The organism is Natronomonas sp., assembly GCF_036625485.1.
GTDB lineage: Archaea > Halobacteriota > Halobacteria > Halobacteriales > Haloarculaceae > Natronomonas.
On record NZ_JAZKTR010000007.1, the window covers coordinates 1 to 24,172 of the forward strand.

Consider the following 24,172-nt stretch of genomic DNA (forward strand, 5'->3'; position numbering starts at 1 on the left):
TCGACTCCGGCAGCGACGTGGGCAACGCCCAGGCCGAACAGCGCGTCACGACCGCTCGCGGCCTGACGCTGACACCCCGAGACAGCGGCCCCATCACCGTCCACACCAACACACAAGCCGTCGGGAACGTCCCCGACGGCGAGGCGATTCCGGCCCGCTTCGAGATCACCGTCGACGAGGATGCCGACCCCGGAACCTACAGGATCCCCATCGATGTCGGTTACAAATACAGCCCCTTCGTCTCCGAGCGGGCGAGTCACTCCCAGCGGAACGAGGTTCGCAGTCGGACCAAGAACGTCCGCGTCGTCGTCGACGAGGAGGATAACTTCGAAATCACCGGCGTCGAATCGACCGCCGAATCCGGCAGTGACGGGTGGGTCGCGGTCACCTTCGAGCATACCGGCGACCGCACCGTCGACGACACCACCGTCGAGTTCCAGTCCCGCAGTTCCGGCCTCCGATTCGGGGGCAGCGACCGCACGACGGCGTATCTCGGCACCGTCGAACCGGGCGACCGGCGAACCGTCCGGGTCGAAGGCGCCTTCTCGGAAGACGCCCGTTCGCGCGACTACGCCGCCGACCTCGCGTTGAACTACGACGAGCGCGGCGGCGACCGCACGGGCGAGCGACACGTCGTCGGCGTCGAACCCGAGGCCGACCAGACGTTCGCCTTCGAGAACGTCGACTCCACCCTCCGGGTCGCACAGGACGGCACGGTCCGCGGCACCGTCGTCAACGAGGGACCGAACGAGGCCCGCAACGTCGTCGTGACGCTGTCGCCGCCCGGTCAGAACGTGCGAGTTCTCGAACCCGAGGTCGCCGTCGGCGATCTTGACGCTGGTGAGCGCGTCGACGTTGCCTTCGACGTCGAGATCTCCAGTGCCGCCCGCGCCGGCCCGCGGCAGTTCACGATCAGTACGGAATACGAGAACCTCGACGGCGATACCCAGCGGGCAGACGACGTTCGCTTCCGGCAGACCGTCGAACCGCGGCGTGACGTCTTCACGGTCGAACCCGTCAACGCGACGGTGACGGCTGGCGGGTCCGACCGCATCGTGTTGGCGGTGACCAACAACGAGGACGAGACGGTCACCGACGTGTCGGCGAAGGTGTTCGCCTCGTCGCCGCTGTCGGTGAGCGACGACGAGGCGTTCGTCGACGAACTCGAACCCGGCGAGACCGCCGAACTCGCCTTCCGCGTCAGTGCCGCCGGGAGCGCGATGCAGAAGGACTACCCGATATCGGTCGACTTCCAGTACGTCGACGAGGACGGCGAGACCCGGTTGACCGACAGTTACCGCGTCCCGGTCGGCGTCGAGGAGAAAAGCGGCGGCCTCTTCGGGTCGATCGGCCCCGTGATTCCCGCCGGACTGGTCGCACTCGGCCTCGCACCGCTTGCCTCTATCGCGTTCCGCTACCGGCGTCGATAGATGGACGTCGACTATCAGTTCCTCATCGACCGGGTCGACACCCTCATCACCGAGCGGCCGGGGACGGTTATCGTCGTCTTCCTGCTTTTGACGGCCGCCTTCGCGGTCGGTCTGGGCAACGTCGAAACCGCCGCCGGCACCGAGCAGTTCGCCGAGAACGTCCCCGCCGAGGAGGCCTTCCAGGAGGTGAACCGTCAGTTCACGCCATCCTTTGCGGCCGATACGGGGAGTACGCAACTGATACAGAGCGGCGAGAACGTGCTGGCCCGCACCGAGCTCCTCCGGATGTTGACCGTCCAGGAGGAACTGGAGGACCACTCCGAGTTGCGCGTCTCGAGTACCTCCAGCGCCGCGAGCATCGTCGCCCAGCAACTCGACCCCGAGGCGACGACGCCGGAAGAACAGCAACGGGCCATCGAGTCGGCGACCGACACGGAGATTCGCGAGGCCGTCCGGCAGGCCGACGAGCGGAACCCCCGGTTCTCCGGACTGGTCTCGAACGATTTCAACCGTGGCTCCGCCAGCGCCTCGGCGACGGTCGGTGTCGTGACTCACGAACTCCCGGCCGGCCTCGAAACCAGTTCGGGGCAGGGCGGGACGAGTCCGCTGACGCCGTTACAGGTGCGGGCCCAGTTCGTGACCGAGAACGCGGGCGGTGACATCCGGGTGTTCGGCGCGGGCATCACCGCCGCCGAGTTCTCGGCGGTCATCACGGACACGCTCCGCATCGTCGTGCCCGCTGCACTCCTCCTGATCACGTTCTTCCTCCTCGTCGCCTATCGGGACCTCGCGGACCTGCTTTTGGGCGTGGTCGCGCTCCTCATCGCGCTGGTCTGGACGTTCGGCTTCATGGGACTGGCCGGCATCCCGTTCAGTCAGGTGTTGATCGCGGTCCCGCCGATGTTGCTGGCAGTGGGTATCGACTTCGGTATCCACGCGGTCAACCGGTATCGGGAGGAACGCGAGGAGGGCTACGGCATCGACGACGGGATGGGCCGGGCGGCCGATCAGGTACTCGTCGCCTTCTTCATCGTCACGGGGACGACCGTCATCGGCTTCGCCGCCAACCTGACCAGCGACCTCGCCCCGATCCGCGAGTTCGGCGTCGTCGCCGCGGTCGGTATCCTCTTCACGTTCCTCATCTTCGGTATCTTCCTCCCCGCCGCGAAGGTGAAACTCGACCACGCTCGCGACTCCTATCCGATTCCGACCTTCTCGACGAGGCCGTTGGGGTCGAGCGGGTCGCGACTATCGAGCGTTCACGCGGTCGGCGTCACCATCGCCCGAATCGCCCCCGCCATCTTCGTGGGCGCGTTGCTTCTCACCAGCGGCTTCGCCGCCGCCTACGCGACGGGGGTCGACACCACCTTCGAAGACGAGGACTTCCTCCCGCCCGAGGAAACCCCCGACTACTACGGCTACGCTCCGGAACCGCTCCAACCGGGCGATTACTCCGTCACGCGGAACATCAACTTCCTGCAGGACAACTTCGAATCCGGACAGGACGATACCGTCACCGTCTACGTCGAAGGGCCGATGGAGGCGCCACACGCCCTGGAGGCTATCCATCGGGCCGGCGACGACCCACCCGATAGCTTCGTTCGCGAGGGCGGCCGGGCCGACGAGACCAGCCTCGTGACCGTCATTCAGGACCACGCCGAACGCGACCCGGAGTTCCGCCGGATGGTCGAGCGTAACGACATCGACGACAACGGCGTTCCGGACCGGAACCTCGGGGAGATCTACGATTACCTGCTCGACTCGCCGGCCGCCGAGCAGACCCGTCAGTATCTCACCGAGGACAGACGCGCGACGAGGGTCGTCTACGCGGTCGAATCCGACGCCAGCCAAGAGGAGATAACCGCTGACGCCCGGACGGCCGCCGACAGACAGCGCTATACCGCCACCGCGACCGGCAACATCGTCGTCTTTCAGGCGATCTCGAGTCTCATCCTCGAGTCGGCGATAGTCAGTCTCGCGGTTGCACTGACCGGGACCGCCGTCTTTCTCGTGTTCATCTACTGGCTGTTGCTCGGGCGGGCGAGTCTCGGCGTCGCCAACGTCGTTCCGGTGGCCATCACCGTGACGCTCATCGCCGCCTCGATGCGTGCGCTCGGCATCTCGTTTAACGCCTTCACGGCGACCATCCTCGCGATCACCATCGGCCTCGGAATCGACTACTCGGTCCACGTCACCCACCGCTTTGCCGACGAGTACGAGGAGCGTGGTCGTGGCGTCTACGACGCGCTCGACCGGACCGTCGAGGGCACCGGCGGTGCGCTGGCGGGGAGTATGCTCACCACCACCTTCGGTATCGGCGTCCTCATGCTGTCGCTGTTCCCCGCGATCGGACAGTTCGGCTTCCTCACCGCGTTGAGCATCCTCTATTCGTACCTGGCCTCGATCTTCGTCCTGCCGTCGGTGCTGGCCGTGTGGGCGCGACTGGTCGGCTGAACCGGCCTGTCCGTGGGCCGTCCGTCCTCCCTCCGCACCCAGCGTAACGGCTTTCGGGGCCGGCCTCGGAGGCGGGGGTATCGTGGCATCGATAGACGACTGGCTGGCCGACGCGACCGGGAGTTACGTGCTCGAGGCGCCGCCGCTTGCCGGTACGCCGTTCTTCCTGAGCCGGGCGGGCGACCAGCGCGTCGGTGAGACCCTGTTCGTGACGGCGACCCGGAGTGCCGCAGGGCTGCCTTCCGAGGTCCGGTCGACGGTGACGACGGTCATCGACTGTGCACCCGGCGAAGCCGCCGACGCGGCCGACGTGGGATCGCCGGCGGACCTGACGGGTATCTCGATGCCCCTCTCGGAGTTCATGAAGCGGGCCGATTCGCCCGCCATCGGCCTCGATTCCGTCTCGACGCTGCTCTACTACACCGAAGTGGCTGCCGTCTTCCGTTTCCTGAGCGTTCTCACGGCACACCTCCGCCAGAACGACGGCCTCGGCCTGTTCGTCCTGACGCCCGAAGCCCACGACGAACAGACCGTCCGCACCCTCGCGCAGGTGTTCGACGGCCGTATCGAGTTCGACGACGATGGCGGCCACGTCCGCGTCGGCGCGCCCGACGCGCCCGATGGCTGGCAGGCCCGCTAGATGCCGTTCCGGATCTGCTCGAACTGGTCGGGGTCGTGGCCGTAGATGACCCGCGCATCGTGGCGGCGTTCGAGGTCCTGCAGGAACCGTAGACTCTCCTCACACGCCTGCGAATCGGTCAGGAGGCTGGCGCCCATCGACCGGCCGTCCTCGTAGTTCGGTTCGAGGAAGGCCAGGTCACCGGCGATGATGACGTTCTCGTGGTCCTCACGACGGATGAGCGCGCCGAGCGACCCCGGCGTGTGGCCGGGGACGTGCAGCAGTTCGATGCGGTCGAACAGTTGGTATCGCCCCTGGTCGATGACCTGCCACGCGAGGTCGTGGTCGAAGTCCGACGCGAGGTAGGCGATTCCGCCGGCCGGTGATTTCGCCGACAGGTAAGCGTGTTCCAGTTCACGCCGATGGACGTAGACCGGCACGTCGGTCCCGTCGAAGTGGTAGAGGCCGCCGGCGTGGTCGAGATGCAGGTGCGACTGGACGACGCAGTCGATGTCGTCGAGCGCGTAGCCGACCTCGTCGAGCGCGGTTTCGAGGTCGTGGTCGCCCGCGTCTCGGTGGGCGAACGCTTCGTACAGCGGGTCGGGCCAGTAGCCGTCGGCCGCTTCCGGATGCGATCCCGTATCCCAGAGGACGGTCCCTTCGGGGTGATCGATGAGCAGGTTCCAGACCGCGAAGGCCTCGTATTCGAGGTCGGGGTTGCGGTCGCTGTCGGTCGCCGCCACCTCGCCGTCGAGCGCGTAGTTCAGGTCGGCGTAGATGCGGCCTCTATCAAGGACGTGGAGGTCCATGCGGATGGATACGGGTGCCAACCTCTTTCCTTTATCCCACGTCATCCTCGACCGTACGGCGGGGGGCAATCACCGATAACTAAGTCCGAGTGTCTCGGAGGGACTGACGAGTGCGCGTTCTCAACTACCTCGAACTGGAGTCGGAACTGCAGCGAAGCGGCATCGGTACCGCGGCCCGACACCAGCGGAAGGCGCTTGCCGACACCGACATGCAGGTGGTCACCTCGCCGTGGAACGGCGGCAGTCTCGGGACGGCGGCGACCAAGCGGGCGGTCGGCGACCCGCTGTTCGAGTCATACGACCTCGCCCACTGCAACCTCGTGGGACCGGGTACCGTCGCGGTCGCCCGACACGCCAAGCGAAACGACATCCCGCTGGTTCTACACGCCCACACCACCCATCAGGACTTCGCCGAAAGCTTCCGGGGATCAACGACCGTCGCCCCCGCCTTCGGCAAGTACCTGAAGTGGTTCTACTCGCAGGCCGACCTCGTGTTGTGTCCGAGCGAACACACCAAATCCGTCCTCGACTCCTACCCCATCGACGCCCCGGTCCGACCTATCACGAACGGGGTCGATATCGAATCGCTGGAGGGGTTCGAATCGTTCCGCGAGGAGTACCGCGAGCGCTACGACCTCGACGGAACCATCGTCTTCTCGGTCGGTAACGTCTTCGAGCGAAAGGGCCTGACCACCTTCTGTCGGCTTGCGGAAACCACCGACTACGAGTTCGCGTGGTTCGGTCCCTACGACACGGGACCGTTGGCCTCTTCGACCGTCCGGAAGTGGGTCCGGAACCCGCCCGAGAACGCGACGTTCACCGGCTGGGTGCCGGACATCCGTGGGGCCTTCGGCGCCGGGGACATCTACCTGTTCGCGACGAAGTCCGAAACGCAGGGCATCGCCGCCCTGGAGGCGATGGCCTGTGGCAAACCGGTCGTCATCCGCGACCTCCCGATCTTCGAGCAGTTCTATACCGACGGCGTCGACTGTCTGAAATGCGACGGACTCGCGGAGTTCCGCGAGGCGATCGACCGCCTGAGCAACGACGCCGAACTGCGCGAGCGACTCGGCGAGAACGCCCGTGAAACAGCCCGAGAACACAGTTTCGACCGGGTCGCCGAGGAGTTAACCGACGCCTACGAGACGGCCCGGCAGGTGGCACGCGGTGGCTCCACGACCGGCACCGGCGATACGGAAGTCATAACGGATTAAAACCCGGTCGGCTAATCCCCGTCAATGAGGACCGTCGCGGTATTCACGGATACGTACCTGCCGACGGTCAACGGCGTGACCTACACCGTCAACACGTGGCGGGACCGCTGGCGGGCGCGAGGCGGCCGGATGCCCATCGTCTATCCCACCGACGAGGACTACGCCCCTGCCGACGGCGAATTCTCCGTCCCGAGTGTTCCCTTTCCGTTCTACGAGGGGTTCCGGTTCGGCGTTCCATCGATTCCGGACGAGTTACCCGCTCCGGACGTCGTCCACGCCCACACCCCGTTCATGCTCGGCCTGGCGGGCAGACGGCTCGCCGGAAAACACGACGTCCCGCTCGTCGTCTCGTATCACACGCCCGCCCACGAATACGCCGACTACATCAGCGACGCTTTCGCCGGGGTCATCCGGCGGGTCGCCGACCGCTACGAGGGGTGGTATTTCGGCGAGGCGGACGCCGTCGTCGTTCCCTCGAAGACGGCCGCACGAACCGTCGAAACCGGGTCGACGCCGACATACGTCATCTCGAACGGCGTCGATATCGAGCGGTTCCGGCCGGCGGACGACGACGCGATCGCGGCCTTCCGCGACCGGCACGACCTGCCGTCCGGACCGGTCGTCGGCTACACCGGCCGCCACGGCTACGAGAAGCGACTCGACGACCTGCTGGCGGCGACCGACGGCCTCGATATAACCGTCGCTATCGGTGGCGACGGGCCGGCCCGGGAGGACCTCGAAGCCCAGGCCGCCGACCGCGATAACGTCTACTTCCTCGGCTTCCTCGACCGCGAGGAGTTGTCGACGTTCTACTCGATGCTCGATGCCTTCGCCTTCCCCAGCCCCGTCGAGACGCAGGGGTTGGTCGCGCTGGAGGCAATCGCCTGCGGCACGCCGGTCGTCGCCGTCGATAGCGGTGCGCTCTCCGAGACCGTCGACGACGGCGCGACCGGCTATCACTTCCCGGTCGGCGACACCGACGGGTTCCGGTCGGCTATCGAGCGCACGCTATCAGAAGTGGGGGCGCTCTCCGAGACGTGTCTCCAGCAGCGAGACGGGCTGTCGGTCGAACACTCCATCGACCGCCTCGCCGAGGTCTACGACGAGGTCAGTTGATCAGCACCGACGCTCGCAGATCCGGTCGATGATACGACCGGTCGAAAGCAGTTCCCCGTCGTACTCGGGGTTTCTGGCCGAGGCGCGGGCGACCTCGCAGTCGATGTCTTCCTCCTCGAGCATCGCCGAAAGCGTCGCCTCGTCGTGGTGCTGGTCGTGACCGAGCACGATGACGTCGGGGTCGATGTTCCGGATGGGGACGAAGAAGTCCTCGGTGTGGCCGAGGTGAGCCTCGTCGACGGGATCCAGCGCGGCCACCATATCGCGGCGCTGGCGGTCGTCGAGGATCGGCTTCTCCTTGTGGGTGACGTTCGCGCTGCGGGCGACGATGACGTGGAGTTCCTCGCCCATCGATTTCGCGTCCTCGAGGTAGTGGAGATGGCCCGGATGGAGGAGGTCGAAGGTTCCCTGCGCGACGACGCGTCTCATCGTAGCTCCCGGTCGATGTCCGCCTGCGTGAAATCGAAGAACTGGTCGTCCGGCAACTCGACGCTGAGGACGTCGAGGTCGCGGGGTTGGCCCTCGCTGTCGAAGGCCTTCCAGTCGTCGCGGCCGTAGGGGGCGCCGACGATGATGTGGACCTGCCCCCGCGAGAAGGTCGCGAGGTCGGCGTCGCTCGGGCGCAACACGCCGTTGGGGTGGGAGTGGACCGACCCCACGCTCTTGACGTCGTTCGGCATGTAGCTCGGGTTGAACTCCGCGCTCACGGGATTGGTCTTGGTTCCCGGCGCCAGTAGTACGTCGGTGATGACCGTCCCGTCGCGGTCGAGGCCGAGTTTTCGCGCGTCGGTGCCGCGCAGTTGGCCCATATACTCGTTGGGGTGGGCGTCCTCCGAGGCTTCGAGGGCGAACTGCAAGGCATCATCGGCGATGCCGATGACCTTGCTCGACCGGAACAGGTTCGGCGTCAACGACCCGAGCAGACCCATACGTACGTCTCCGGCATCGCGCCAACTAAGGCTTCCGGACCGACGCCCGACGCGATGGCCGCTCCGACGAACCGGTGTTTCGACCCCGGGGCCGGCCACCGCGAACGGCCGAGGTCCACAACAACACTCTTAAACCCAGTCAGGGCCGAAAATTTAGTAATGACTCGTTCCGCCGCCGACGCCGGCAACCGACCCCCTGAGGGGGTCGTCCACGACCTTTCCCCCGACTGCACCCTCGACGATATCGAGGAAGGTACGCAGTACGTGGCGACCGTCAACGGGGTCGTCGAGTACGGCGTCTTCGTCGACCTCTCCGAGCACGTCTCCGGGCTCGTTCACGAATCGAACCTGCAGGGCGACTACGACGTCGGCGACGACCTCGTCGTAGAACTGGTCGAGATCAGGGAGAACGGCGACCTCGGCTTCGAAGAGGTCGACGCCGATCCCGACGACGTCGAAACCGTCGCCGTCGAACACGGCGAGGACGTTCGCGTCCCCGACCTCGGTGACCGCATCAGCGACACCGTCCATCTGGAGGGCACCGTCGTCCAGATCAAACAGACCGCCGGCCCGACCATCTTCTCGATTCAGGACGGCGCTGGCGCCGTTCCCTGCGCCGCTTTCGAGGAGGCCGGCGTTCGCGCCTACCCCGATATCGAACTGGACGACACGGTTCGCGTGACCGGCACCGTCGAGACCCACGAGAACGCCCTCCAGCTGGAGGTCGACAAACTCGTTCGCCTCCGCGGCGAGGCCGCCGAAGAGGCCCGGGAAGCCATCGAGCAGGACCTCGAATCCCGCGCCGAACCCGCCGAGGTCGAACCGCTCATCGAGTGGCCCGCCTTCGAGAAACTGCGCGACGACCTCGCGGAGGTCGCCCGCGAACTCCGCCGGTCGGTGCTGGATTCCCGCCCGATTCGCCTCCGCCACCACGCCGACGGTGACGGGATGTGCGCCTCCCTGCCCGTCCAGTTGGCCCTCGAGAACTTCATCGACGAGACCCACGAGGACCCCGACGCCCCGCGCCACCTCTTCAAGCGCCTGCCCTCGAAGGCGCCCTACTACGAGATCGAGGACGTCACCCGTGACCTCAATTTCGCCCTCGAAGACCAGGAGCGACACGGCCAGCGCCTCCCGCTGCTGTTCATGGTCGACAACGGCTCGACCGAGGAGGACACGCCCGCCTACCGCGCGATGGCCCAGTACGACATCCCCATCCTCGTCGTCGACCACCACCATCCCGACCCCGACGCGGTCGGCCCGCTCGTCGAGGAGCACGTCAACCCCTACCTCCACGACGAGGACTACCGCATCACGACCGGCATGATGTGCGTCGAACTCGCGCGGATGATCGACCCCTCCATCACCCAATCCCTCGAACACGTCCCCGCCGTCGCCGGCCTCTCGGACCGCTCGAAGGCCGACGCGATGGATGACTACCTCGAACTCGCCGCGGAAGCCGGCTACGACGAAGAGGACCTGCAGGACATCGGCGAAGCCCTCGACTACGCGGCTCATTGGCTCCGCTACCAATCCGGCGAGAACCTCATCAACGACGTGCTCAACCTCGATTGCGACGACGAGGAGCGCCACCGCGAACTGGTCGAGTTCCTCTCGACACGCGCCGCCGAGCGCGTCGAATCCCAGATCGACGACTCCGAACCCCACGTCGAACACGAACGGCTCGACAACGGCGCCAACCTCTACCGACTCGACGTCGAGAACCACGCTCGACGCTTCACCTACCCCGCACCCGGCAAGACGACCGGCGAACTCCACGACCGGAAGGTCAAAGAGACCGAAGAGCCGGTCATCACCATCGGCTACGGGCCGGACTTCGCCGTGCTCCGGTCGGACGGCGTCCGACTCGACATCCCGAACATGGTGACCGAACTCCAGGAGGAGATTCAGGGCGCCGGCGTCTCCGGCGGCGGCCACCTCGTCGTCGGCTCCATCAAGTTCGTCAAGGGCATGCGCGAACCCGTCATCGACGCCCTCGTCGAGAAGATGGAGGACGCCGAACTCGACGAGGCGCTCCGCAGTACGCTCCTCCGCGACGACGAGTAATCACCACTCCCAGTCGGTCACGACGCCGTCGCGACCGACGAACGTGATCTTCCGTGCGATCAACAGCCCGCCAGCACCGGCGACGGCCACCGCACCGAGTAGGCCGGCCGGCAGCGGCCGGTCCGTCGTCCCCGTTTTCGACCAATCGTCTCGGAAGACGTCGGCGTAGTAGGTAGCGACCGCCCCGCCCTCCAGCGCGAGGACGACCTCGCGGTTTTCCGTTCGCGCGGTTGGACCCCAGTTGAGGCTCCCGACCAGGACCGTGTCGTCGACGACGAGGCCCTTGTTGTGGACCTTCTCGTAGCCGTCGGCCTCGTCGACGCGGGCCTGGAGGTCCCAGTCCTCTGCCTCCGCACGGCGGTCGAGCCACGCCGCGAGGGCGGCGTTGTCGTCTTCGACGTACCACGCCCCCGAGAGGTGGATTCGGACGGTGACGCCGCGGTCGGCAGCCCGAAGCACGGCCCGCAGGAGTCGCTCGTCGCGGCCGTCGATGCGCATCTGCTGGACGAGCACGCGGTCGTCGGCGTCGTCGATCCGTTCGACCATCCCGTCGGCGGCGTTGTCCGGCGCCACGAGCACCGTCGTCGATTCGACCCGCAACTCCTCTGGGCTGTGGCGAGTTTCGAACTCGCCGAGTGCCGGGTCGGCGGCCTCGAAATCCCGACCGGCACGGTACTCCGTCCACGGCGTCGCCGCCCGCCAGCGCCAGTCGGTCGTGTGGACGTCCGCCAGCGCGGCTGCCGTCTCACCGTCGTCGAGGACGACGCCCCATCCGCGGCTCGACATCCCGCCCGTCCCGCCGGGTTTGAAGTTCTCCGAGAGGACGAGCGCTCGGTCGTCGACGACGGCGTATTTGGCGTGGTGATGGTCGTAGCGGGTATGCGAACCGGAGAGGAGCCGTACCGACACACCCGCGTCGACGAGGCGGTCGAGTTGGCGTCGCTGCCGAGTGGTCATTCCTCCCACCGGCGACCCGTCCAGCAGGACGCGCACCTCGACACCGTTCTCGTGGGCGTCGATAATCGCATCCGTCGCCCGTTCCGAGGTGAACGTGTAGCCAGCGAGGAGCAGGCGCTCCTCCGCGCTCGCGAGCGTCTCGGCGGTCACGTCGTCGCCATCGGGGAGGACGAACGCCGTCGCGGTTCCGCCATCGGTTTCGACCGCTTCGAACCCCGTCGCGCCGACGGGCCGCCAGCGAGCCGCTTCGAAGTCACGGATTCGCGCATCCGGCGCGGTCCGGTAGCGGGCGCTGTCGACCGTTCGGTTTCCGGCCCGGAGTTCGAGTCGGTCGCCGCCGTCGGCCAACAACAGTCGGCCGTCGAGGGAAGCAGTTGGGTGGTCGGTATGGGTGGCGGCCGCCGACGGTGCCATCGCGAACGCGACCGTTCCATCGACGGTCCGATTCGGCAGTCGTGCCGCCGTTTTGCCGTCCGTCAGCGTCCAGCCGGTGGTGTTCGTCGGCTCCGAAAAGCGGACGGCAACGAACTCGCCGGGGTCGCCGCTGGCGACGGGGGATGGATAGGCCGACACCAGCGTCGCGTTCGGGGCCTCCTGCCTGCTATCGGTGGCGTTGACTGGGTCGCTCTCGGCAGCAGCGATACCGGCGCCGACGCCGATGCTGCTGCAGGCCAAAAGCAGGAGTGCGAACGCGAGGACGGTTCGGCGGGCGAACACGCGCCGGGTTGGTCCCGGCCTGGTACAAAAAAGGTCGGTCTAGACGGCGGTCGCGTCGCGGGCCTTCTCGGCTTCGACCTGCACCGTGTAGGCGCGGTCGTCGTCGTACTCGGCGGCGGCTTCGAGGGCGCGCTCGGTGCCGATCTGCACCAGCGCCCACGCGGCCGAGGCCCGAACCTCGGTTTCTTCGTCGTCATCGTCCAGCACGTCCGAGAGCGGTGCGATGGCGCGCGTGTCACCGATGAGACCGAGCGCGCGAGCGGCCTGCGAGCGGATGACCGATTCGTCGTCGTCGAGGGCGTTCGCGACGGCCTGCGTCGCCTCCTCGCTGCCGATCTCGCCGAGCGCACGGAGCGTCACCTTCTGGAGCGGCGGGTTGTCGCTGTTGGCGAACTCCACGAGCGTCTCGACGGCGCGTTCGTCGCCGATCTTCCCGAGGACCTCGATCTCGGGCCGGCTGCGCTTCTGGGCGCGCTCGTGCATGATGTCGAAGGCCTCCTCGGCCCCGAGTCGGCGGAGCGCGTCGATGCAGTTCTCCTCCATGAAGTCGGATTCGAACTTCTCGAGCGCCTGTACGATGCGCTCGGGGTCGTTTTCGGCCTCCGCGAGGCGGACGACCGTCAGTTCCGGGGGGAAGTCCTTCCGGTTTTCGGCGTTCATCCGGTCGTAGAACCCCTCGACGCGGAGCTGTTCGACGACCGTCAGGTCGCTCCACTCCTCGGCGTCGTCGAGGCCCGTCTCCAGTTCGTCGGCGGCTTCGAGCAGCGCCGCGATGGTTTCGTCGTCCTCGTCGGGGTCGAGGCCGCCTTCGACGGCCGACCCGCCGTCGACGATGGTCTCGCCGACGCCTTCCAGCGCCGCCGCGAGGTCGTCCAGTTCGTCGCTCGCCGCCGCGAAGTCGGCATCGAGTTCCTCGCCGGCCGCATCGAGGAACGTCTCGGCGGCCGCCTTCGCGTCGGGCCCGCCGGCCTCCGTCCAGCGCGTCTCGCGGAGCTTCGTCGCCGCCTCGTCGAGGGTCTCCTGGACGTCCTCGGCGTAGGGGCCCCGCTCCTCTTCGAGCGCGTCGCGAAGTTCCTCGATGCGCGAGGTCAACTGCTCCTCGCGGGATTCCTCGTCTTCGTCGTCCGGTTCCGGGAGGTCCGCGGCCTCGACGTCGGCCTCGACCGAATCGAGGTCCGCCTCGGCGTCGTCGAGGTCGGCCTCCGTTTCGGCCGCCTCGATGGCGCTTTCGACGTCATCGAGGCGGGATTCGAGGGTGTCGGCGTCGAGGGCCGTCTCCTCGGATGCGTCGGCGTCCTCGGCGTTCTCGTCGTCCCCGTTGCTCATACACGCCTATCCGGAAGAACGGGGCAAGAGCGTTTCCCTTCACGTTCGAACTCCTCCACGGCCGAACGTCTCGTCCAGCGCGCTACGCGCGCCGGCGAACATCCCCGCGAATCGCCGCAGGCGATCCGTTCTGTGGCCCTCCGTTCTCCGTCCGCTTTCGAGGTGTGTGAGAGTCTAACGGGGATGGGCACGTGCGGCACCAGGCCGCTCAACCGTTATTCGTACTCCTCCCTTCAGTCCCCGTATGAATTCCACGTCTCGTCGACGGTTCCTCGCCGTCGCCGGCGGCGGTCTGGGGGCGCTCGCTGGGTGTAGCAGCCTGCAAGAGTCCCCCGGCGGACCCTCGGCCGGCGGGGATACCGACACGCCCGTCCCCGGAACGGTACCGACGGCCGACGAACGGCTCCCACTGCCGATGTCGCCCGAGGCACTCCGAGACGAGGCCCGCTCCGGCGGGCCATCGAAGGACGGTATCCCCTCGATCGACCAACCGAGGTTCGTCGACGCCGGCGACGCCGACTTCATCGATCCGGGTGACCCGGTCTTCGGGGTCGTTCGTGACGACGTGGCCAAGGCGTACCCGCAGAAGATCCTCGTCCACCACGAAATCGTCAACGACGAACTCGCGGGAACGCCGGTCAGCGTCACCTACTGTCCGCTCACCGGCACGGTCCAGGGCTTCGAGCGCGGAGGGACGACCTTCGGGGTCTCGGGCCGGCTCATCAACAACAACCTCGTCATGTACGACCGGGCGACCGAGACGTGGTGGCCCCAGATACTCGCCACCTCGATCCCGGGACCGTGGAACGAGACCCCGGACATCGAGTCGCTCCGGGAGTTCCGACTCGTCTGGACGACCTGGGAGCGCTGGCAGACCCACCGCCCGGAGACGGAGGTGTTATCGACCGATACTGGGCACGCCAGGAACTACAGCGGGGACCCCTACGGCGGATACAACCCCAGAACGGGCTACTATAAAAACGACAGCCTGCTGTTTCCCGCGCTCAGCGACGACGACACCTTCGACCGGAAGACCGTCGTCATGGGGGCCCGAACCCCGAACGGTGCCGCCGCGTTCCTGAAGGATGCCCTCCGAGAGAACGGCCTCATGGCCGGCGAAATCGGGGGGACGCCGGTGCTGGCGGTCTACGACACCGGACTCGATACGGCCTACGTCTACCGGAACGTCGAGGAAGGGTCCTTCGAACTGCAGGACGGTACCGCAGTGGGCGAGGACGGCACGCGCTACGACCCCGACGACCTCCCGCTGGAACGCATCCACACGTTCGATGCCATGTGGTTCGCCTGGGCGGGCTACTACCCCGAAACGAACGTCTATGAGTAACGAAAGATACGCCGACCGGTTCCGGGTTGCCGTCTCCCGGACGCGCGAGGCGACCGCGCTCACCCTCCGCCGACGTGACAGCCTGTCGGTCTTCGGGGTCGTGACCGTCGCCTACCTCGTGGCGTACCTCTGGGCGATCGGCCATCTCGCGCCCGGATTGGGTGGCTTCGGCATCACGGTGGTCTCCGACCCGCTCGCGAAGTTCCTTCGGCCCGAACTCGGGCCCTTTACCTTCACGCCGATCGCCGTGGTCGCCTTCGGGCCGGTGACCTACCTGCTTTCGTTCAACACCGTACTCGGCATCGCGCTCGCCGTGCTGGTCGGCTTGAACCTCTCGCTGACGTACCTGGCCTGGACCCAGCCGAAGGCCTGTGGCATCGGGCAGTCTTCGACCGGTATCTTCGCGAGCGTGCCGGCACTCGTGTCGGGAGCCGCCTGCTGTGGTCCCGTTATCCTGTTCGTACTGGGGATACAGGCGTCGAGCGTGCTTCTGACGGCCTTCCAGTTCATGCTTCCCGTCGCGGCGGCCCTGCTGGTCGGGAGTCTGATACTCGTCGGTCGGCAAGTTGACCCGCATGCGGTACGGGAACCGAGCTACTAGGTCCCCCGCCAGTATATAAACGGTGCGAGAACGAGATACGCGACGGCGAAGAGCAACAGCGACCGGGGAAAGACACGGTTGACGACGGTCGGGAAGACTACTGTGAGCGCCTGCAACCCGCCGAGGATGATCGCATCACGGGCGTAGAGTTCCGGGTACGTGATGGCGGCGACCATCAGATAGCAGAACAGGGCCGTCGTCCCGAGAAGGATAGCGGGGGCCGTAACGCCCGCGAGATAGAGGACCGCGAGGATGGTCGCCGCCAGCGTCGTCTGGACGCCCTCCGTCGTCGGGTCCTCGCGGTCCTGTAGCATATAAAAGCCGAGGCGGATGACGGCCATCGAAACGAAGATCGCGGGGATGGCGACCGACGCGGCGCCGAGCGGCGTTTCGAGGGCTGGAAAGCCACCGTCGGTCGCTACCGCGTAGACGAAGACGGCAGGGGCGACCCCGAAGGAGGCCACGTCGGCCAGCGAGTCGAGGTAATCGCCCACGGCGGTACCGCCGCGGGCGCGTGCGACGACCCCATCGAGGCCATCGGTGATCGCGGCCAGCAGGATGAGCCGCGCACTTAATGCGGGGTCGGCAGGAGCAACCGCGGCCGCGACGAAACCCAGCGCCGCGTTGGCGACCGTGATGGCGTCGGCCAGCCCCAACTGTCCCAGAAAGCGCGGCTGCATGTCTCTATGTCGGGCGGTCGAAGACGCCGACCTTAGTACGTTCGCTTCACAGGCGGCACGAGGCGGATGCCTCCGACCCTTGAGGTCGGGGAGGAAGCCGACACTCCATTCGGCAACCACGCTCGATGGCAAGGCCGACTCTCCACTATACGGATAAATTTTTATTAGGCATAAACAGTAAATGTGAATCACAGATGGGCGACGCGCCACGACGCACCGTGCCCATCAAACTTGACATACCTGAGGAGCGTCGTGGCGACCTCCATCAAACCAAGAAGCAATTCCTCCACTGCGCCAATCGTACGAGCGAGTGGGCGTGGCGCTACGGCGACTACTGCATCACCAGCAAGTCGAAAGCCGAAGATGCCCTGTACAGCGAGTTGCGCGAGGAAACCAGTCTCACCGCCAACCTCGTCCAGAAGGGTATCCGCCGCGCTATCGAAGCCGTCCAAAGCGGCGTCGAGAAACTGAAACAGGGTGAAAAAACCAGTCAGCCCGAGTTCGACTCGTGGAGCGTGGTCTACGACAAGCGGAGTGCGTCGTTCAACGATGACCACGCCACGCTGTCCACACCGAATGGCAGAATCACCGCCGAATACGTCCTCCCATCCGAAGACGAGCGTGGGGACACGCCGTTCGGACGGTACTATGAGAACGATAACTGGAATGCGTCGAGTGCCACGCTCCAATACGACGAGCAGGGCGACACGTTCTACCTGCACGTTACGCTGAAGAACCCCGACTACACGGTTGACGGAACGGAACGCCAAGAAAGCGAGTCACGCGATGACGCCACCGAGAACGGAGTGGTTCTCGGTGTGGACTTGAACGTGACTGGCGCGTTCGCCGTCACCTCCACAGGAGAGTTCATCGGGAGCGCGGAGTACCTCACCCACAAGCGCAACCAGTACGAGCAACGCCGCGCCCGGCTGCAACAGACGGGCACTCGCTCGGCTCACCTCACGATTCAGTCTATCGGCAGTCGCTTCTCGGACTGGTCGCTGGACTGGCTCCACAATCGCGCGAATGACCTCATTGCGGAAGCCCACGACACGGATGTAGATGGCATCATTTTCGAGGACCTCGACCACATCCGCGAGAATATCGCGAACGGCAGTAAGTTCCAGCAGTGGGCGTACGCGAAGTTCGTGGAACTCGTGGAGTACAAGGTTGAGTCCACGGCGTTGTTCGTGGACTTCGTAAATCCTGTTTATACGAGTCAACGGTGTAGTCACTGTGGCTTTACCCACGAGGACAACCGTGACGACGAACAGTTCGCGTGTCAGGACTGTGGGTATGAGGTGAATGCGGATTACAACGCGGCGAAGAACATCGCCAACCGATACTGCGGGTATATCCATCGCGGGCAGAAGTCTCGCGGTGGATGGGCCACCAGTCAACTGGCCCTCAAGTCAGGGACGCTGAACGTGAATGGCCAATTCAGGCCTACCGAGTTACTCGGTTAGAACGGGAGTCCACTGACAAGCCTCGGGGCCAAGCCCCGAGGCCGTTGACGCCGGAACCGAGTCGCCTTTGGCCGTCCGGTCCAGAGTTCGGAGTATGGACCGACGGGCGTATCTCCGGACCGCAGGCGCCGCCCTCGCTGTCGGAACTGCCGGCTGTCTCGACGCCTTCGCCGGCGGCCTCTCCGATGGGGATTACGACATCGGCATGTCAGCAAACGCGTTCCTCCCCGACGAATACGAGGTCTCGGTCGGCGAGACGGTCGTCTGGGGGAACAACGGCTCTCGGGGCCACACCGTCACCGCCTACGAGTCGGCCCTGCCCGAGGGCGCCGACTTCTTCGGCACCGGTGACTTCGAATCGACACAGGCTGCCCGCGATGCGTGGAAGAACTCCGGGGCTGGCAACCTACCGCCGGGCCAGATATTCACCCACACCTTCGAGACGGCCGGCGAACACCACTACTTCTGTATCCCACACGAAAGCGGCGGGATGACCGGCACCATCGTCGTCCGCGAATAGCGGCCGCACGGCTGATCGGGCGGATTAAAAACGAGAATATCGGTCGCGTTATTCCTCGTCGTCTTCGACGTCGACGCTGGCCTCTTCCTCGGCGGCGACCTCTTCGGGTCGGGCCTCGAGGCGCGTCTTCTGGACCTCGACGCGGCGAAGCGGGTAGATCTTCTTCGCGTCGTTGTAGATAGCCGACGAGAGACGACCTTCGACGATGCTGTCGAGGAGTCCCTCGAAGGTGTGTTCCTCGGCAGCTTCCTCGACGAGATCGACCATGATGCGTCGGATCTCGTGTTCCTGACTGCGGTCCGCCGACTTCGTCGTGTAGGCGACGGGCTGGACCTGCAGTCGGTAGTCGTCGGTCGTGAGAACGGTCACGAAGGCGTCGACCTTCGAGGTGCCGCGGCGGGTGAGGCTGCGGAGGTAGTCACGGGTGAGTTCGTGCTGGATGAACTCCGTGTAGGCGGCGTCGCTGCCGACGTCCGTGACCTGGAAGGTCAGCTTCGTGTTGCTCTCGCTGGGGTCGCCCTGAAGGTCGCCGAGCGTGGTCTCGATAGTCCGGTCGTAGACCTGGTCGGGTTCCTCTGCGGGTGTTTCACCGAGTTCGGCCCGGTCGAATATCTCGGGGGCCATAATGGTGTACCATCGCTTCTCCTGTTTCCGCTTGGATACTGAACGTTCGCTCATGATTGTGTTGTCGTGTCGGTTATCGTCTGTGCTACGGTGAGGTTCGTCACGTAATCGTCCGCCGTCGTCCGGAGGCCGCCGGTCGAATCGCGCTCGATGGTCGTCACGATGGACGACCCCTCGACGCGGGTCGACATCTCCGCGGTGTTGTCGGGAGTCAGCGCCGCTGCCACGACCTCGGCGTCGTCGTGTTCCGTCCGAATCGTCACGTCGTGGCGTGCGGTCATAGCGCCTCCCGGAAGGCCGCGATGTAGTCGGTTGCCGTCCCGTCGAACGTCGCCCGTCCGTGGTTGCCGCGGGCGGTCGTCCGTCCGTCGAGGGTGGCTGCCGCCTCGCGGGCCGCCTGCTCGATATCGCCGTCCCCAGCGACTGCCGCGCCGCCCTCGGTCGCGACGAGTGCGACCGGTTCGGGAGCGCGGTAGGCGAGCAGGAGGCGAGCGACGGTTCCCAGCGGCACGTCGGAATCGACCCGGGCCGCGTAGACGCCGTTGTATCGGCTCGTGTCGGCCTCGCGGACCGCGTCGTGGGCCCGCTGGCCGTGTGCGCGCCAGGCCTCCAGCGCCGTCTCGTCGACGTCGTGGCCAAGCGCGAGGGCGAGTCCCGTCCCGGGCTGTTCCCGGGCGACCGCATCGAGTACGTCGGCGTAGCCGCCGAGCGTCTCGAACCGGTCGGTCTCGTAGCGATACAGCGCGCGTTCGACCACCTCGGAGGCACGCGGTGGTGCGTCCTCGACGGCCGACAGCGCGACGTAGGAAGCGAGTTCGCGGCCGGCGTCGACCGCCGAAACCGCTTCTTCGGCCGCTTCCTGGTCGCCCGAGAAGTCGGCGTGGACCAGCGTCGACCCGGCGAGGCCGTCGATGCGGTCCTCGGTCGGGACGGCGACTCCGGGGCGTCGGTCGAGGTCTGCTCGCTCGAGGTAGGTTCCCGACGGTTCGGTGCCGGCACAGACCGCGCCGGCAAGTGCGAGCGTCGGGTCGACCGCCTCGTTTGCGAGGTCAGCGGCGATATCGGCGGCCGCGAGGGCGATCGGCTCCTCGCGGAGTGGGACGTCCGCATAGCCGCCGGCGTGGCCGACGGCAACGGTGTAGTCAGCGTCGGTCGCCGGGGCGTCGGGGACGGCCGCGAGGCTGGCCTGATAGGGCACCTCGGTGGCATCGAGCGCGCGGGCAAGCAGGCCCGTCGCGGCCAAGGCGTCGCCGTCGGCGGTCGCGACGAGCCGAACGAAGTCGGCATCGCGCAGACCGGCGGCTACGCGGTCAGGGGCGCGTTCGTCCTCCGAGCGGCCGGCGGCGGACATCGTGACTTACTCCAGTAGCTCTTTGGCTTCGTCGTATTCGTAGGTGAACTCGGCGTCGAGCTTGTCGCCGCGGTAGTAGTCGACCAGCCGGCGAATCTTCGACTCCGTGTTCTGGAGCGCCCGCTTGTTCTGGGCGTCGCCGGGGTGTTCTTCCATGTGGTCGCGGAGGCGGACGGCCCGCTCCATGAGGTTCCGGAGGTCTTCCGGGAAGTCGGGGGTAACGTCGTTCTCCTCGAGGATCTCGGTGACCTTCTTGCCGGTCGCCAGCTTGACGTCCGGCACGGGGGTCCCCTGAACGCCCTCGTCGCGCAGCTTGAGGCCGATCTGGCTGGGGTCGTACCCCTCATCGGCCAGCTCGACGACGCGCTCTTCGATTGCGTCTTCGTCTACGTCACTCCACTCCGGCGGTTCGTCGGCCGCAGGTCGGTCCGAACCGGACGACCCACGACGGCGGGAATGCATTCGTGCCATTGTTTGTAAATTGGAACTGCACGGACCGCTGTAGTCGATTGGCGCGGTTGCGGAACTGGTCGGCGGATGGCCGCCAGCGTGGCGTTACGCCAGCACTACCGCAATCCCAAGCCGGCCAATCGGCCGGCGAGTCGGATTTGCGGTCGTGCGGTTCCCGTGTGAGCGTCGTGGCTTCGCGCACAAAACGGTTTCTACTCCCGGGCGAGACCTTAGTCGGCACCCTCGCCGGCAGACCGCCCGACGCTGTCGGCTTCGATTGGCGTGGCCACCAGAAACACCGCCGCCGCGACGACGAGGAAGCCGGCACCGAGCGCGCCGACGGTCGTAATCGGCGTCGTCAAATCAGCGACGAGTCCGGCCAGCGGTTTCAACGGCGCGCGAACGAAGGCGTAGGCCATCGACGCGACGCTCAAAACGGTCGCGCGCCCGGCGTCGTCGGTGCGGTCGTTGAGATACTGGTTGACCAGCGGCTTCGAGAGGTCGCCAGCGCCTTTCATGACGAAGAAGACGGGGATAGCGAGGAGGGAGACGACGAGCGGAGCGAGGAACAGGACGGCCGTCAGCACCGGGAGCAAAAGGAGCGCCCGGCGGAGACCGAGTCGCGCGCGAATCGTCTCGGCGTGGTAACTGGCGACGGCGGCAACCAGCGCGAACCCGGCGTACATGAATCCGAGCGTCGCCTTTTCGGGGATAGCGACCCCGACCGTCGCAGGCGCGAGCGCCGACGGCACGACCAGGGATTCCAGCACGCCGACCGTGATCGGCTGGATGTAGGTGTCGGCCACCGAGACGATGCCGAAGAACAACGCGACGTACGGGAGGAACGCGCGAAGCGATGGTCTGGCGAGCTGCGTGCGGATGATGGACGCCGCCTCACGAACCCCGACGGTGGTTTCGGGGTCTTCGACGTCGGCGTTCTGCGGCATCGTAAGCACGACGAACGCCCCGATGCCGTTGAGAATCGCCGACGCCGCGAACGGGTACGTCGGATGGGCGACGTAGAGGAAGCCTCCCGAAATCATCGTGACGACGGAGACCAGCTGGTGGACGGCACCGCCATGCCCCCGGATTCGGGTGAACGCCTCGGCATCGGTCCGCTCTTTCAGCGTCGAATAAAGCCACGCGTCGGCGGTGCCGTGCTGGAGGGCCATCGAAAGCGCCCAGAGGACGTAGAGGCCGACGAATTCCGGGAACGTCTCGGCGACGACGAAACCGGCCGTCGACAGCGCCATCGCGACCATGCCGAGCGACAGCGCGTTCCGGCGGCCGAGGCGGTCGGCGATATAGCCCGTCGGCATCTCGAAGAGCACCACGAGAACCGCAGAAATGGCACTCAGCGTGCCGATCTGCGTGTAACTCAGGTCGTTCCACAGGAGGAACAGCGTGAAGATGGGCCAGATGAAGCCGACCGAATCGGCGGCCTGATACAGGTAGTATTTGAGGACGGCGGGGCGAGGGCGTCGAACCATCGAACTCGATCCGGATTTCAGGTTTCAGCCTCAAATACGCTCGCTAACGCGAGCTTTAGTAACTCGGCTGTGGGGTCGGAAGCTGTTTTTCCCTGGGTGGTGAGATAGGGGTATGGACTCCGACGAGGCCGACCGACGCGAAGGGCCGTCGGACCTCTCGCCGGCGGAGGCCTTCGCCTTGGTCGGCCACGAGCACCGCGTCGCCATCCTCCGGGCGCTGCTGGCCGAAAGCCGCGACGGCGAGTATCCGGCCTCCTTCGCGAGGCTTCGCGAGCGCGCGGGCATCGAGGTCAGCGCGCAGTTCAGCTACCACCTCGATGAACTGACGGGCCACTTCGTCCGGCAGACCGACGAGGGCTACGAACTCCGCTATGCCGGGTGGGAGATCGCCACCTCGATTCTCGCCGGCACGTACAACGAGCGGGCCGAGTTCGGGCCGACGCCGATATCGGGCGACTGTCCGGAGTGCGGCGCGGCCGACCTCCAAGCCGCCTATCGCGAAGAGTGGTTCAGCATCCGCTGTGCCGCCTGCGGGTCCCGACACATTCGGTATCCACTTCCACCGGGCGCGATCGGACCTCGGTCGCTCGACGAGGTGCTATCGGCCTTCGACCGATACGTTCGCACCCAGATGGAGCTGGCCCGAAACGGGGTCTGTCCGGGCTGTTTCGGGGTGATGGAGGTCCGAACGGCTGCGGGCGAGGCCGACGAGAGCGACTTCCCGAACGGCCGCGTCGCCATCTACGACTGCCAGCGGTGCGGCAACCGACTGTACCCGCCGCTCGGGCTGTTTCTGCTGGGCGACGAGCGCGTCCGACAGTTCCTCTGGGACCACGGCCGGCCGCCGTCGGAGACGCCGTTCTGGGCCTTCGAGTTCTGTGTCAGCGACGAGGCGGTGGCCGTCGAAGAGACCGACCCGTGGCAGGCGCGCGTGGAGGTAACTGCAGACGGCGAGACGCTCGTCGCCACCGTCGACGAGGCCCTGCAGGTCACCTCGGCGACGGTCGAATAGGGCGACGTGAAAAAAGCGGCTTGCCTAGCCGAGGACGTATCCGAGCCGGGGGTACCGTTCGATGAGCGGCATGCCGCCGACTTCGAGCTGTTCGAGGTAGCGGTCGACGCCGAGGATGCGGCCCGCGGCGAAGGCCCCGATGGCGAGGAAGACGATCATGTAGACCAGCGTCGAGTCGAACAACGCCAGCCATTCGCCTTCCCAGCCGCCGAGGTAGAACGCCGTCATCTGCAGGGCGCCACCGAGGGCGGCCAGTCGGACGAACGCGCCGGCGATGAGCGCCACACCGATGAGCACCTGTGTCACCGGGATGAGGACGTTGATAGTCTCCATGACCGCCGGGCTGGCGGCCATCGCGGCGTAGAGCCCGCTAACCGGACTCGCGGCGTCGACCCCGTGGACGAGGTAGCCGCTCGCGTCGAAGGGCCACTCGCTGACCTTGCCGAGGCCCGCGAAGAGGATCATACCGCCGATTACCAGCCGCAACGCGACGACGAACCACGCGCTGAGGGCGTGGGGGTCGCCGGTGAGGGTGAGCCCACCGTAGCGGCTTTCGAGCCGGTTTCGGGTTGTAGTTGACACTTTGATCAGTCCTTTACAGGTACATATCGGTTCGGAGAGAGCTTATAAGCCGACTCGGCGTCCCACCCGGTGGGAAACGATACCGGCGGAACCATCACGGAACGCCTAAACGCGGGCGCCGAGAACGACGGGCCGTGAGCGTCGCCGAGGAGCGCATCGAGCGGTTACACGAGTTGGCGCGGCAAGCCGCCCGGGAGGGCGACGACGACCTCGCGCGCCGGTACGTGCGTCGGGCGAGGCGGGTCGCCGAGCGGAACCGCCTGTCGCTGCCGAAGCGGTTCAAGCGATTCACCTGCGACGCGTGTGACGCGTATCTGGTCCCCGGCCGGAACGCGCGGGTACGAACGCAGGACGGCCACGTGGTCGTCACCTGTGATTGTGGGGAGCAGGCACGGTTCCCCTACTGAACGGCC

Annotated in this window: 24 protein-coding genes; 12 read left to right on the top strand and 12 right to left on the bottom strand. The window is 66.4% G+C overall.

The annotated features are described in order from the left end of the window. The 3 genes from V5A53_RS01625 to V5A53_RS01635 form a co-directional block, all read left to right on the top strand. The coding region (locus V5A53_RS01625) for a COG1361 S-layer family protein (protein ID WP_332311813.1) at positions 1-1,430 on the top strand (1,430 nt) is incomplete at its 5' end. Then, the gene (locus V5A53_RS01630; RefSeq protein ID WP_332311814.1) at positions 1,431-3,884 is read left to right on the top strand and encodes an efflux RND transporter permease subunit; all 2,454 of its coding nucleotides are present in this window, start codon (positions 1,431-1,433) and stop codon (positions 3,882-3,884) included. An 82-nt stretch (positions 3,885-3,966) separates the two neighbouring features. Further along, positions 3,967-4,524, top strand: a complete 558-nt coding sequence (locus V5A53_RS01635; RefSeq protein ID WP_332311815.1) for a DUF7504 family protein — start codon at positions 3,967-3,969, stop codon at positions 4,522-4,524. Here the strand turns inward: V5A53_RS01635 and V5A53_RS01640 are convergent. Then, on the bottom strand, positions 4,521-5,312 hold the full coding sequence (locus V5A53_RS01640; RefSeq protein ID WP_332311816.1) for an N-acyl homoserine lactonase family protein: 792 nt from the start codon (positions 5,310-5,312) through the stop codon (positions 4,521-4,523). The two genes, V5A53_RS01635 and V5A53_RS01640, sit on opposite strands and share 4 nt — an antisense overlap. A 110-nt stretch (positions 5,313-5,422) precedes the next feature. On the opposite strand from V5A53_RS01640, the gene V5A53_RS01645 reads away from it, so the two are divergent. Next, a complete protein-coding gene (locus V5A53_RS01645; RefSeq protein ID WP_332311817.1) occupies positions 5,423-6,526 on the top strand; it encodes a glycosyltransferase family 4 protein in 1,104 nt (367 codons plus the stop codon). A gap of 24 nt (positions 6,527-6,550) precedes the next feature. Then, positions 6,551-7,642, top strand: a complete 1,092-nt coding sequence (locus V5A53_RS01650; RefSeq protein ID WP_332311818.1) for a glycosyltransferase — start codon at positions 6,551-6,553, stop codon at positions 7,640-7,642. Here V5A53_RS01650 and V5A53_RS01655 read toward each other — a convergent pair whose 3' ends face one another. Further along, a complete protein-coding gene (locus tag V5A53_RS01655; protein WP_332311819.1) occupies positions 7,643-8,071 on the bottom strand; it encodes an adenylyltransferase/cytidyltransferase family protein in 429 nt (142 codons plus the stop codon). Then, on the bottom strand, positions 8,068-8,571 hold the full coding sequence (locus V5A53_RS01660; protein WP_332311820.1) for a Mov34/MPN/PAD-1 family protein: 504 nt from the start codon (positions 8,569-8,571) through the stop codon (positions 8,068-8,070). The genes V5A53_RS01655 and V5A53_RS01660 overlap by 4 nt, the downstream gene beginning before the upstream one ends. Before the next feature lie 159 nt (positions 8,572-8,730). Here V5A53_RS01660 and V5A53_RS01665 point away from each other — a divergent pair, with 159 nt between their 5' ends. Continuing rightward, on the top strand, positions 8,731-10,638 hold the full coding sequence (locus V5A53_RS01665; RefSeq protein ID WP_332311821.1) for a DHH family phosphoesterase: 1,908 nt from the start codon (positions 8,731-8,733) through the stop codon (positions 10,636-10,638). Here V5A53_RS01665 and V5A53_RS01670 read toward each other — a convergent pair whose 3' ends face one another. Beyond that, positions 10,639-12,312 (bottom strand): phospholipase D-like domain-containing protein, encoded by a 1,674-nt coding sequence (locus V5A53_RS01670; protein ID WP_332311822.1) that lies wholly within the window; start codon positions 12,310-12,312, stop codon positions 10,639-10,641. A gap of 39 nt (positions 12,313-12,351) precedes the next feature. Continuing rightward, positions 12,352-13,638, bottom strand: a complete 1,287-nt coding sequence (locus V5A53_RS01675) for a HEAT repeat domain-containing protein (RefSeq protein ID WP_332311823.1) — start codon at positions 13,636-13,638, stop codon at positions 12,352-12,354. A 244-nt stretch (positions 13,639-13,882) separates the two neighbouring features. Between V5A53_RS01675 and V5A53_RS01680 the strand changes: the two genes are divergently transcribed. Continuing rightward, a complete protein-coding gene (locus tag V5A53_RS01680) occupies positions 13,883-14,983 on the top strand; it encodes a DUF3179 domain-containing protein (protein ID WP_332311824.1) in 1,101 nt (366 codons plus the stop codon). Further along, on the top strand, positions 14,976-15,584 hold the full coding sequence (locus V5A53_RS01685; protein WP_332311825.1) for a hypothetical protein: 609 nt from the start codon (positions 14,976-14,978) through the stop codon (positions 15,582-15,584). The genes V5A53_RS01680 and V5A53_RS01685 overlap by 8 nt, the downstream gene beginning before the upstream one ends. Here the strand turns inward: V5A53_RS01685 and V5A53_RS01690 are convergent. Next, complete coding sequence (locus V5A53_RS01690; RefSeq protein ID WP_332311826.1) at positions 15,581-16,264, bottom strand: protein sorting system archaetidylserine synthase; 684 nt, start codon at positions 16,262-16,264, stop codon at positions 15,581-15,583. The two genes, V5A53_RS01685 and V5A53_RS01690, sit on opposite strands and share 4 nt — an antisense overlap. 194 nt (positions 16,265-16,458) lie before the next feature. Here V5A53_RS01690 and V5A53_RS01695 point away from each other — a divergent pair, with 194 nt between their 5' ends. Both V5A53_RS01695 and V5A53_RS01700 read left to right on the top strand, forming a co-directional pair. Beyond that, the gene (locus V5A53_RS01695) at positions 16,459-17,730 is read left to right on the top strand and encodes an RNA-guided endonuclease InsQ/TnpB family protein (protein WP_332311827.1); all 1,272 of its coding nucleotides are present in this window, start codon (positions 16,459-16,461) and stop codon (positions 17,728-17,730) included. A gap of 94 nt (positions 17,731-17,824) precedes the next feature. Beyond that, complete coding sequence (locus V5A53_RS01700) at positions 17,825-18,250, top strand: cupredoxin domain-containing protein (protein ID WP_332311828.1); 426 nt, start codon at positions 17,825-17,827, stop codon at positions 18,248-18,250. A gap of 48 nt (positions 18,251-18,298) precedes the next feature. Here the strand turns inward: V5A53_RS01700 and V5A53_RS01705 are convergent, their stop codons facing one another. From V5A53_RS01705 to V5A53_RS01725, 5 genes are all read right to left on the bottom strand, one after another. After that, the gene (locus V5A53_RS01705) at positions 18,299-18,928 is read right to left on the bottom strand and encodes a 30S ribosomal protein S3ae (RefSeq protein WP_332311829.1); all 630 of its coding nucleotides are present in this window, start codon (positions 18,926-18,928) and stop codon (positions 18,299-18,301) included. Then, complete coding sequence (locus tag V5A53_RS01710) at positions 18,925-19,155, bottom strand: KEOPS complex subunit Pcc1 (RefSeq protein WP_332311830.1); 231 nt, start codon at positions 19,153-19,155, stop codon at positions 18,925-18,927. Before V5A53_RS01710 ends, V5A53_RS01705 begins: the two co-directional genes overlap by 4 nt. Next, positions 19,152-20,225 carry a hypothetical protein gene (locus V5A53_RS01715; protein ID WP_332311831.1) on the bottom strand — a complete coding sequence of 358 codons (1,074 nt, stop codon included), beginning with the start codon at positions 20,223-20,225 and terminating at the stop codon, positions 19,152-19,154. Before V5A53_RS01715 ends, V5A53_RS01710 begins: the two co-directional genes overlap by 4 nt. Before the next feature lie 6 nt (positions 20,226-20,231). Further along, positions 20,232-20,696 (bottom strand): 30S ribosomal protein S15, encoded by a 465-nt coding sequence (locus V5A53_RS01720; protein ID WP_332311832.1) that lies wholly within the window; start codon positions 20,694-20,696, stop codon positions 20,232-20,234. Positions 20,697-20,905: 209 nt separating this feature from the next. Further along, on the bottom strand, positions 20,906-22,165 hold the full coding sequence (locus V5A53_RS01725; protein ID WP_332311833.1) for an MFS transporter: 1,260 nt from the start codon (positions 22,163-22,165) through the stop codon (positions 20,906-20,908). Between the two features lie 112 nt (positions 22,166-22,277). Here V5A53_RS01725 and V5A53_RS01730 point away from each other — a divergent pair, with 112 nt between their 5' ends. Then, positions 22,278-23,177: an ArsR/SmtB family transcription factor gene (locus tag V5A53_RS01730; protein WP_332311834.1), complete on the top strand. Its 900-nt coding sequence runs from the start codon at positions 22,278-22,280 to the stop codon at positions 23,175-23,177. A gap of 24 nt (positions 23,178-23,201) precedes the next feature. On the opposite strand, the gene V5A53_RS01735 is transcribed toward V5A53_RS01730, so the two are convergent. After that, positions 23,202-23,759 carry a DoxX family protein gene (locus V5A53_RS01735; protein ID WP_332311835.1) on the bottom strand — a complete coding sequence of 186 codons (558 nt, stop codon included), beginning with the start codon at positions 23,757-23,759 and terminating at the stop codon, positions 23,202-23,204. A 134-nt stretch (positions 23,760-23,893) separates the two neighbouring features. On the opposite strand from V5A53_RS01735, the gene V5A53_RS01740 reads away from it, so the two are divergent. Then, complete coding sequence (locus tag V5A53_RS01740; protein WP_332311836.1) at positions 23,894-24,166, top strand: ribonuclease P protein component 4; 273 nt, start codon at positions 23,894-23,896, stop codon at positions 24,164-24,166. Positions 24,167-24,172: the final 6 nt, after the last annotated feature.

Excerpts from the sequence above, each read along its gene's own strand:
- V5A53_RS01630 (WP_332311814.1), top strand. The coding sequence starts at position 1,431 with ATGGACGTCGACTATCAGTTCCTCATCGACCGGGTCGACACCCTCATC.
- V5A53_RS01640 (WP_332311816.1), bottom strand. The coding sequence starts at position 5,312 with ATGGACCTCCACGTCCTTGATAGAGGCCGCATCTACGCCGACCTGAAC.
- V5A53_RS01650 (WP_332311818.1), top strand. The coding sequence starts at position 6,551 with ATGAGGACCGTCGCGGTATTCACGGATACGTACCTGCCGACGGTCAAC.
- V5A53_RS01655 (WP_332311819.1), bottom strand. The coding sequence starts at position 8,071 with ATGAGACGCGTCGTCGCGCAGGGAACCTTCGACCTCCTCCATCCGGGC.
- V5A53_RS01660 (WP_332311820.1), bottom strand. The coding sequence starts at position 8,571 with ATGGGTCTGCTCGGGTCGTTGACGCCGAACCTGTTCCGGTCGAGCAAG.
- V5A53_RS01665 (WP_332311821.1), top strand. The coding sequence starts at position 8,731 with ATGACTCGTTCCGCCGCCGACGCCGGCAACCGACCCCCTGAGGGGGTC.
- V5A53_RS01675 (WP_332311823.1), bottom strand. The coding sequence starts at position 13,638 with ATGAGCAACGGGGACGACGAGAACGCCGAGGACGCCGACGCATCCGAG.
- V5A53_RS01680 (WP_332311824.1), top strand. The coding sequence starts at position 13,883 with ATGAATTCCACGTCTCGTCGACGGTTCCTCGCCGTCGCCGGCGGCGGT.
- V5A53_RS01685 (WP_332311825.1), top strand. The coding sequence starts at position 14,976 with ATGAGTAACGAAAGATACGCCGACCGGTTCCGGGTTGCCGTCTCCCGG.
- V5A53_RS01690 (WP_332311826.1), bottom strand. The coding sequence starts at position 16,264 with ATGCAGCCGCGCTTTCTGGGACAGTTGGGGCTGGCCGACGCCATCACG.
- V5A53_RS01695 (WP_332311827.1), top strand. The coding sequence starts at position 16,459 with ATGGGCGACGCGCCACGACGCACCGTGCCCATCAAACTTGACATACCT.
- V5A53_RS01700 (WP_332311828.1), top strand. The coding sequence starts at position 17,825 with ATGGACCGACGGGCGTATCTCCGGACCGCAGGCGCCGCCCTCGCTGTC.
- V5A53_RS01705 (WP_332311829.1), bottom strand. The coding sequence starts at position 18,928 with ATGAGCGAACGTTCAGTATCCAAGCGGAAACAGGAGAAGCGATGGTAC.
- V5A53_RS01710 (WP_332311830.1), bottom strand. The coding sequence starts at position 19,155 with ATGACCGCACGCCACGACGTGACGATTCGGACGGAACACGACGACGCC.
- V5A53_RS01715 (WP_332311831.1), bottom strand. The coding sequence starts at position 20,225 with ATGTCCGCCGCCGGCCGCTCGGAGGACGAACGCGCCCCTGACCGCGTA.
- V5A53_RS01720 (WP_332311832.1), bottom strand. The coding sequence starts at position 20,696 with ATGGCACGAATGCATTCCCGCCGTCGTGGGTCGTCCGGTTCGGACCGA.
- V5A53_RS01725 (WP_332311833.1), bottom strand. The coding sequence starts at position 22,165 with ATGGTTCGACGCCCTCGCCCCGCCGTCCTCAAATACTACCTGTATCAG.
- V5A53_RS01730 (WP_332311834.1), top strand. The coding sequence starts at position 22,278 with ATGGACTCCGACGAGGCCGACCGACGCGAAGGGCCGTCGGACCTCTCG.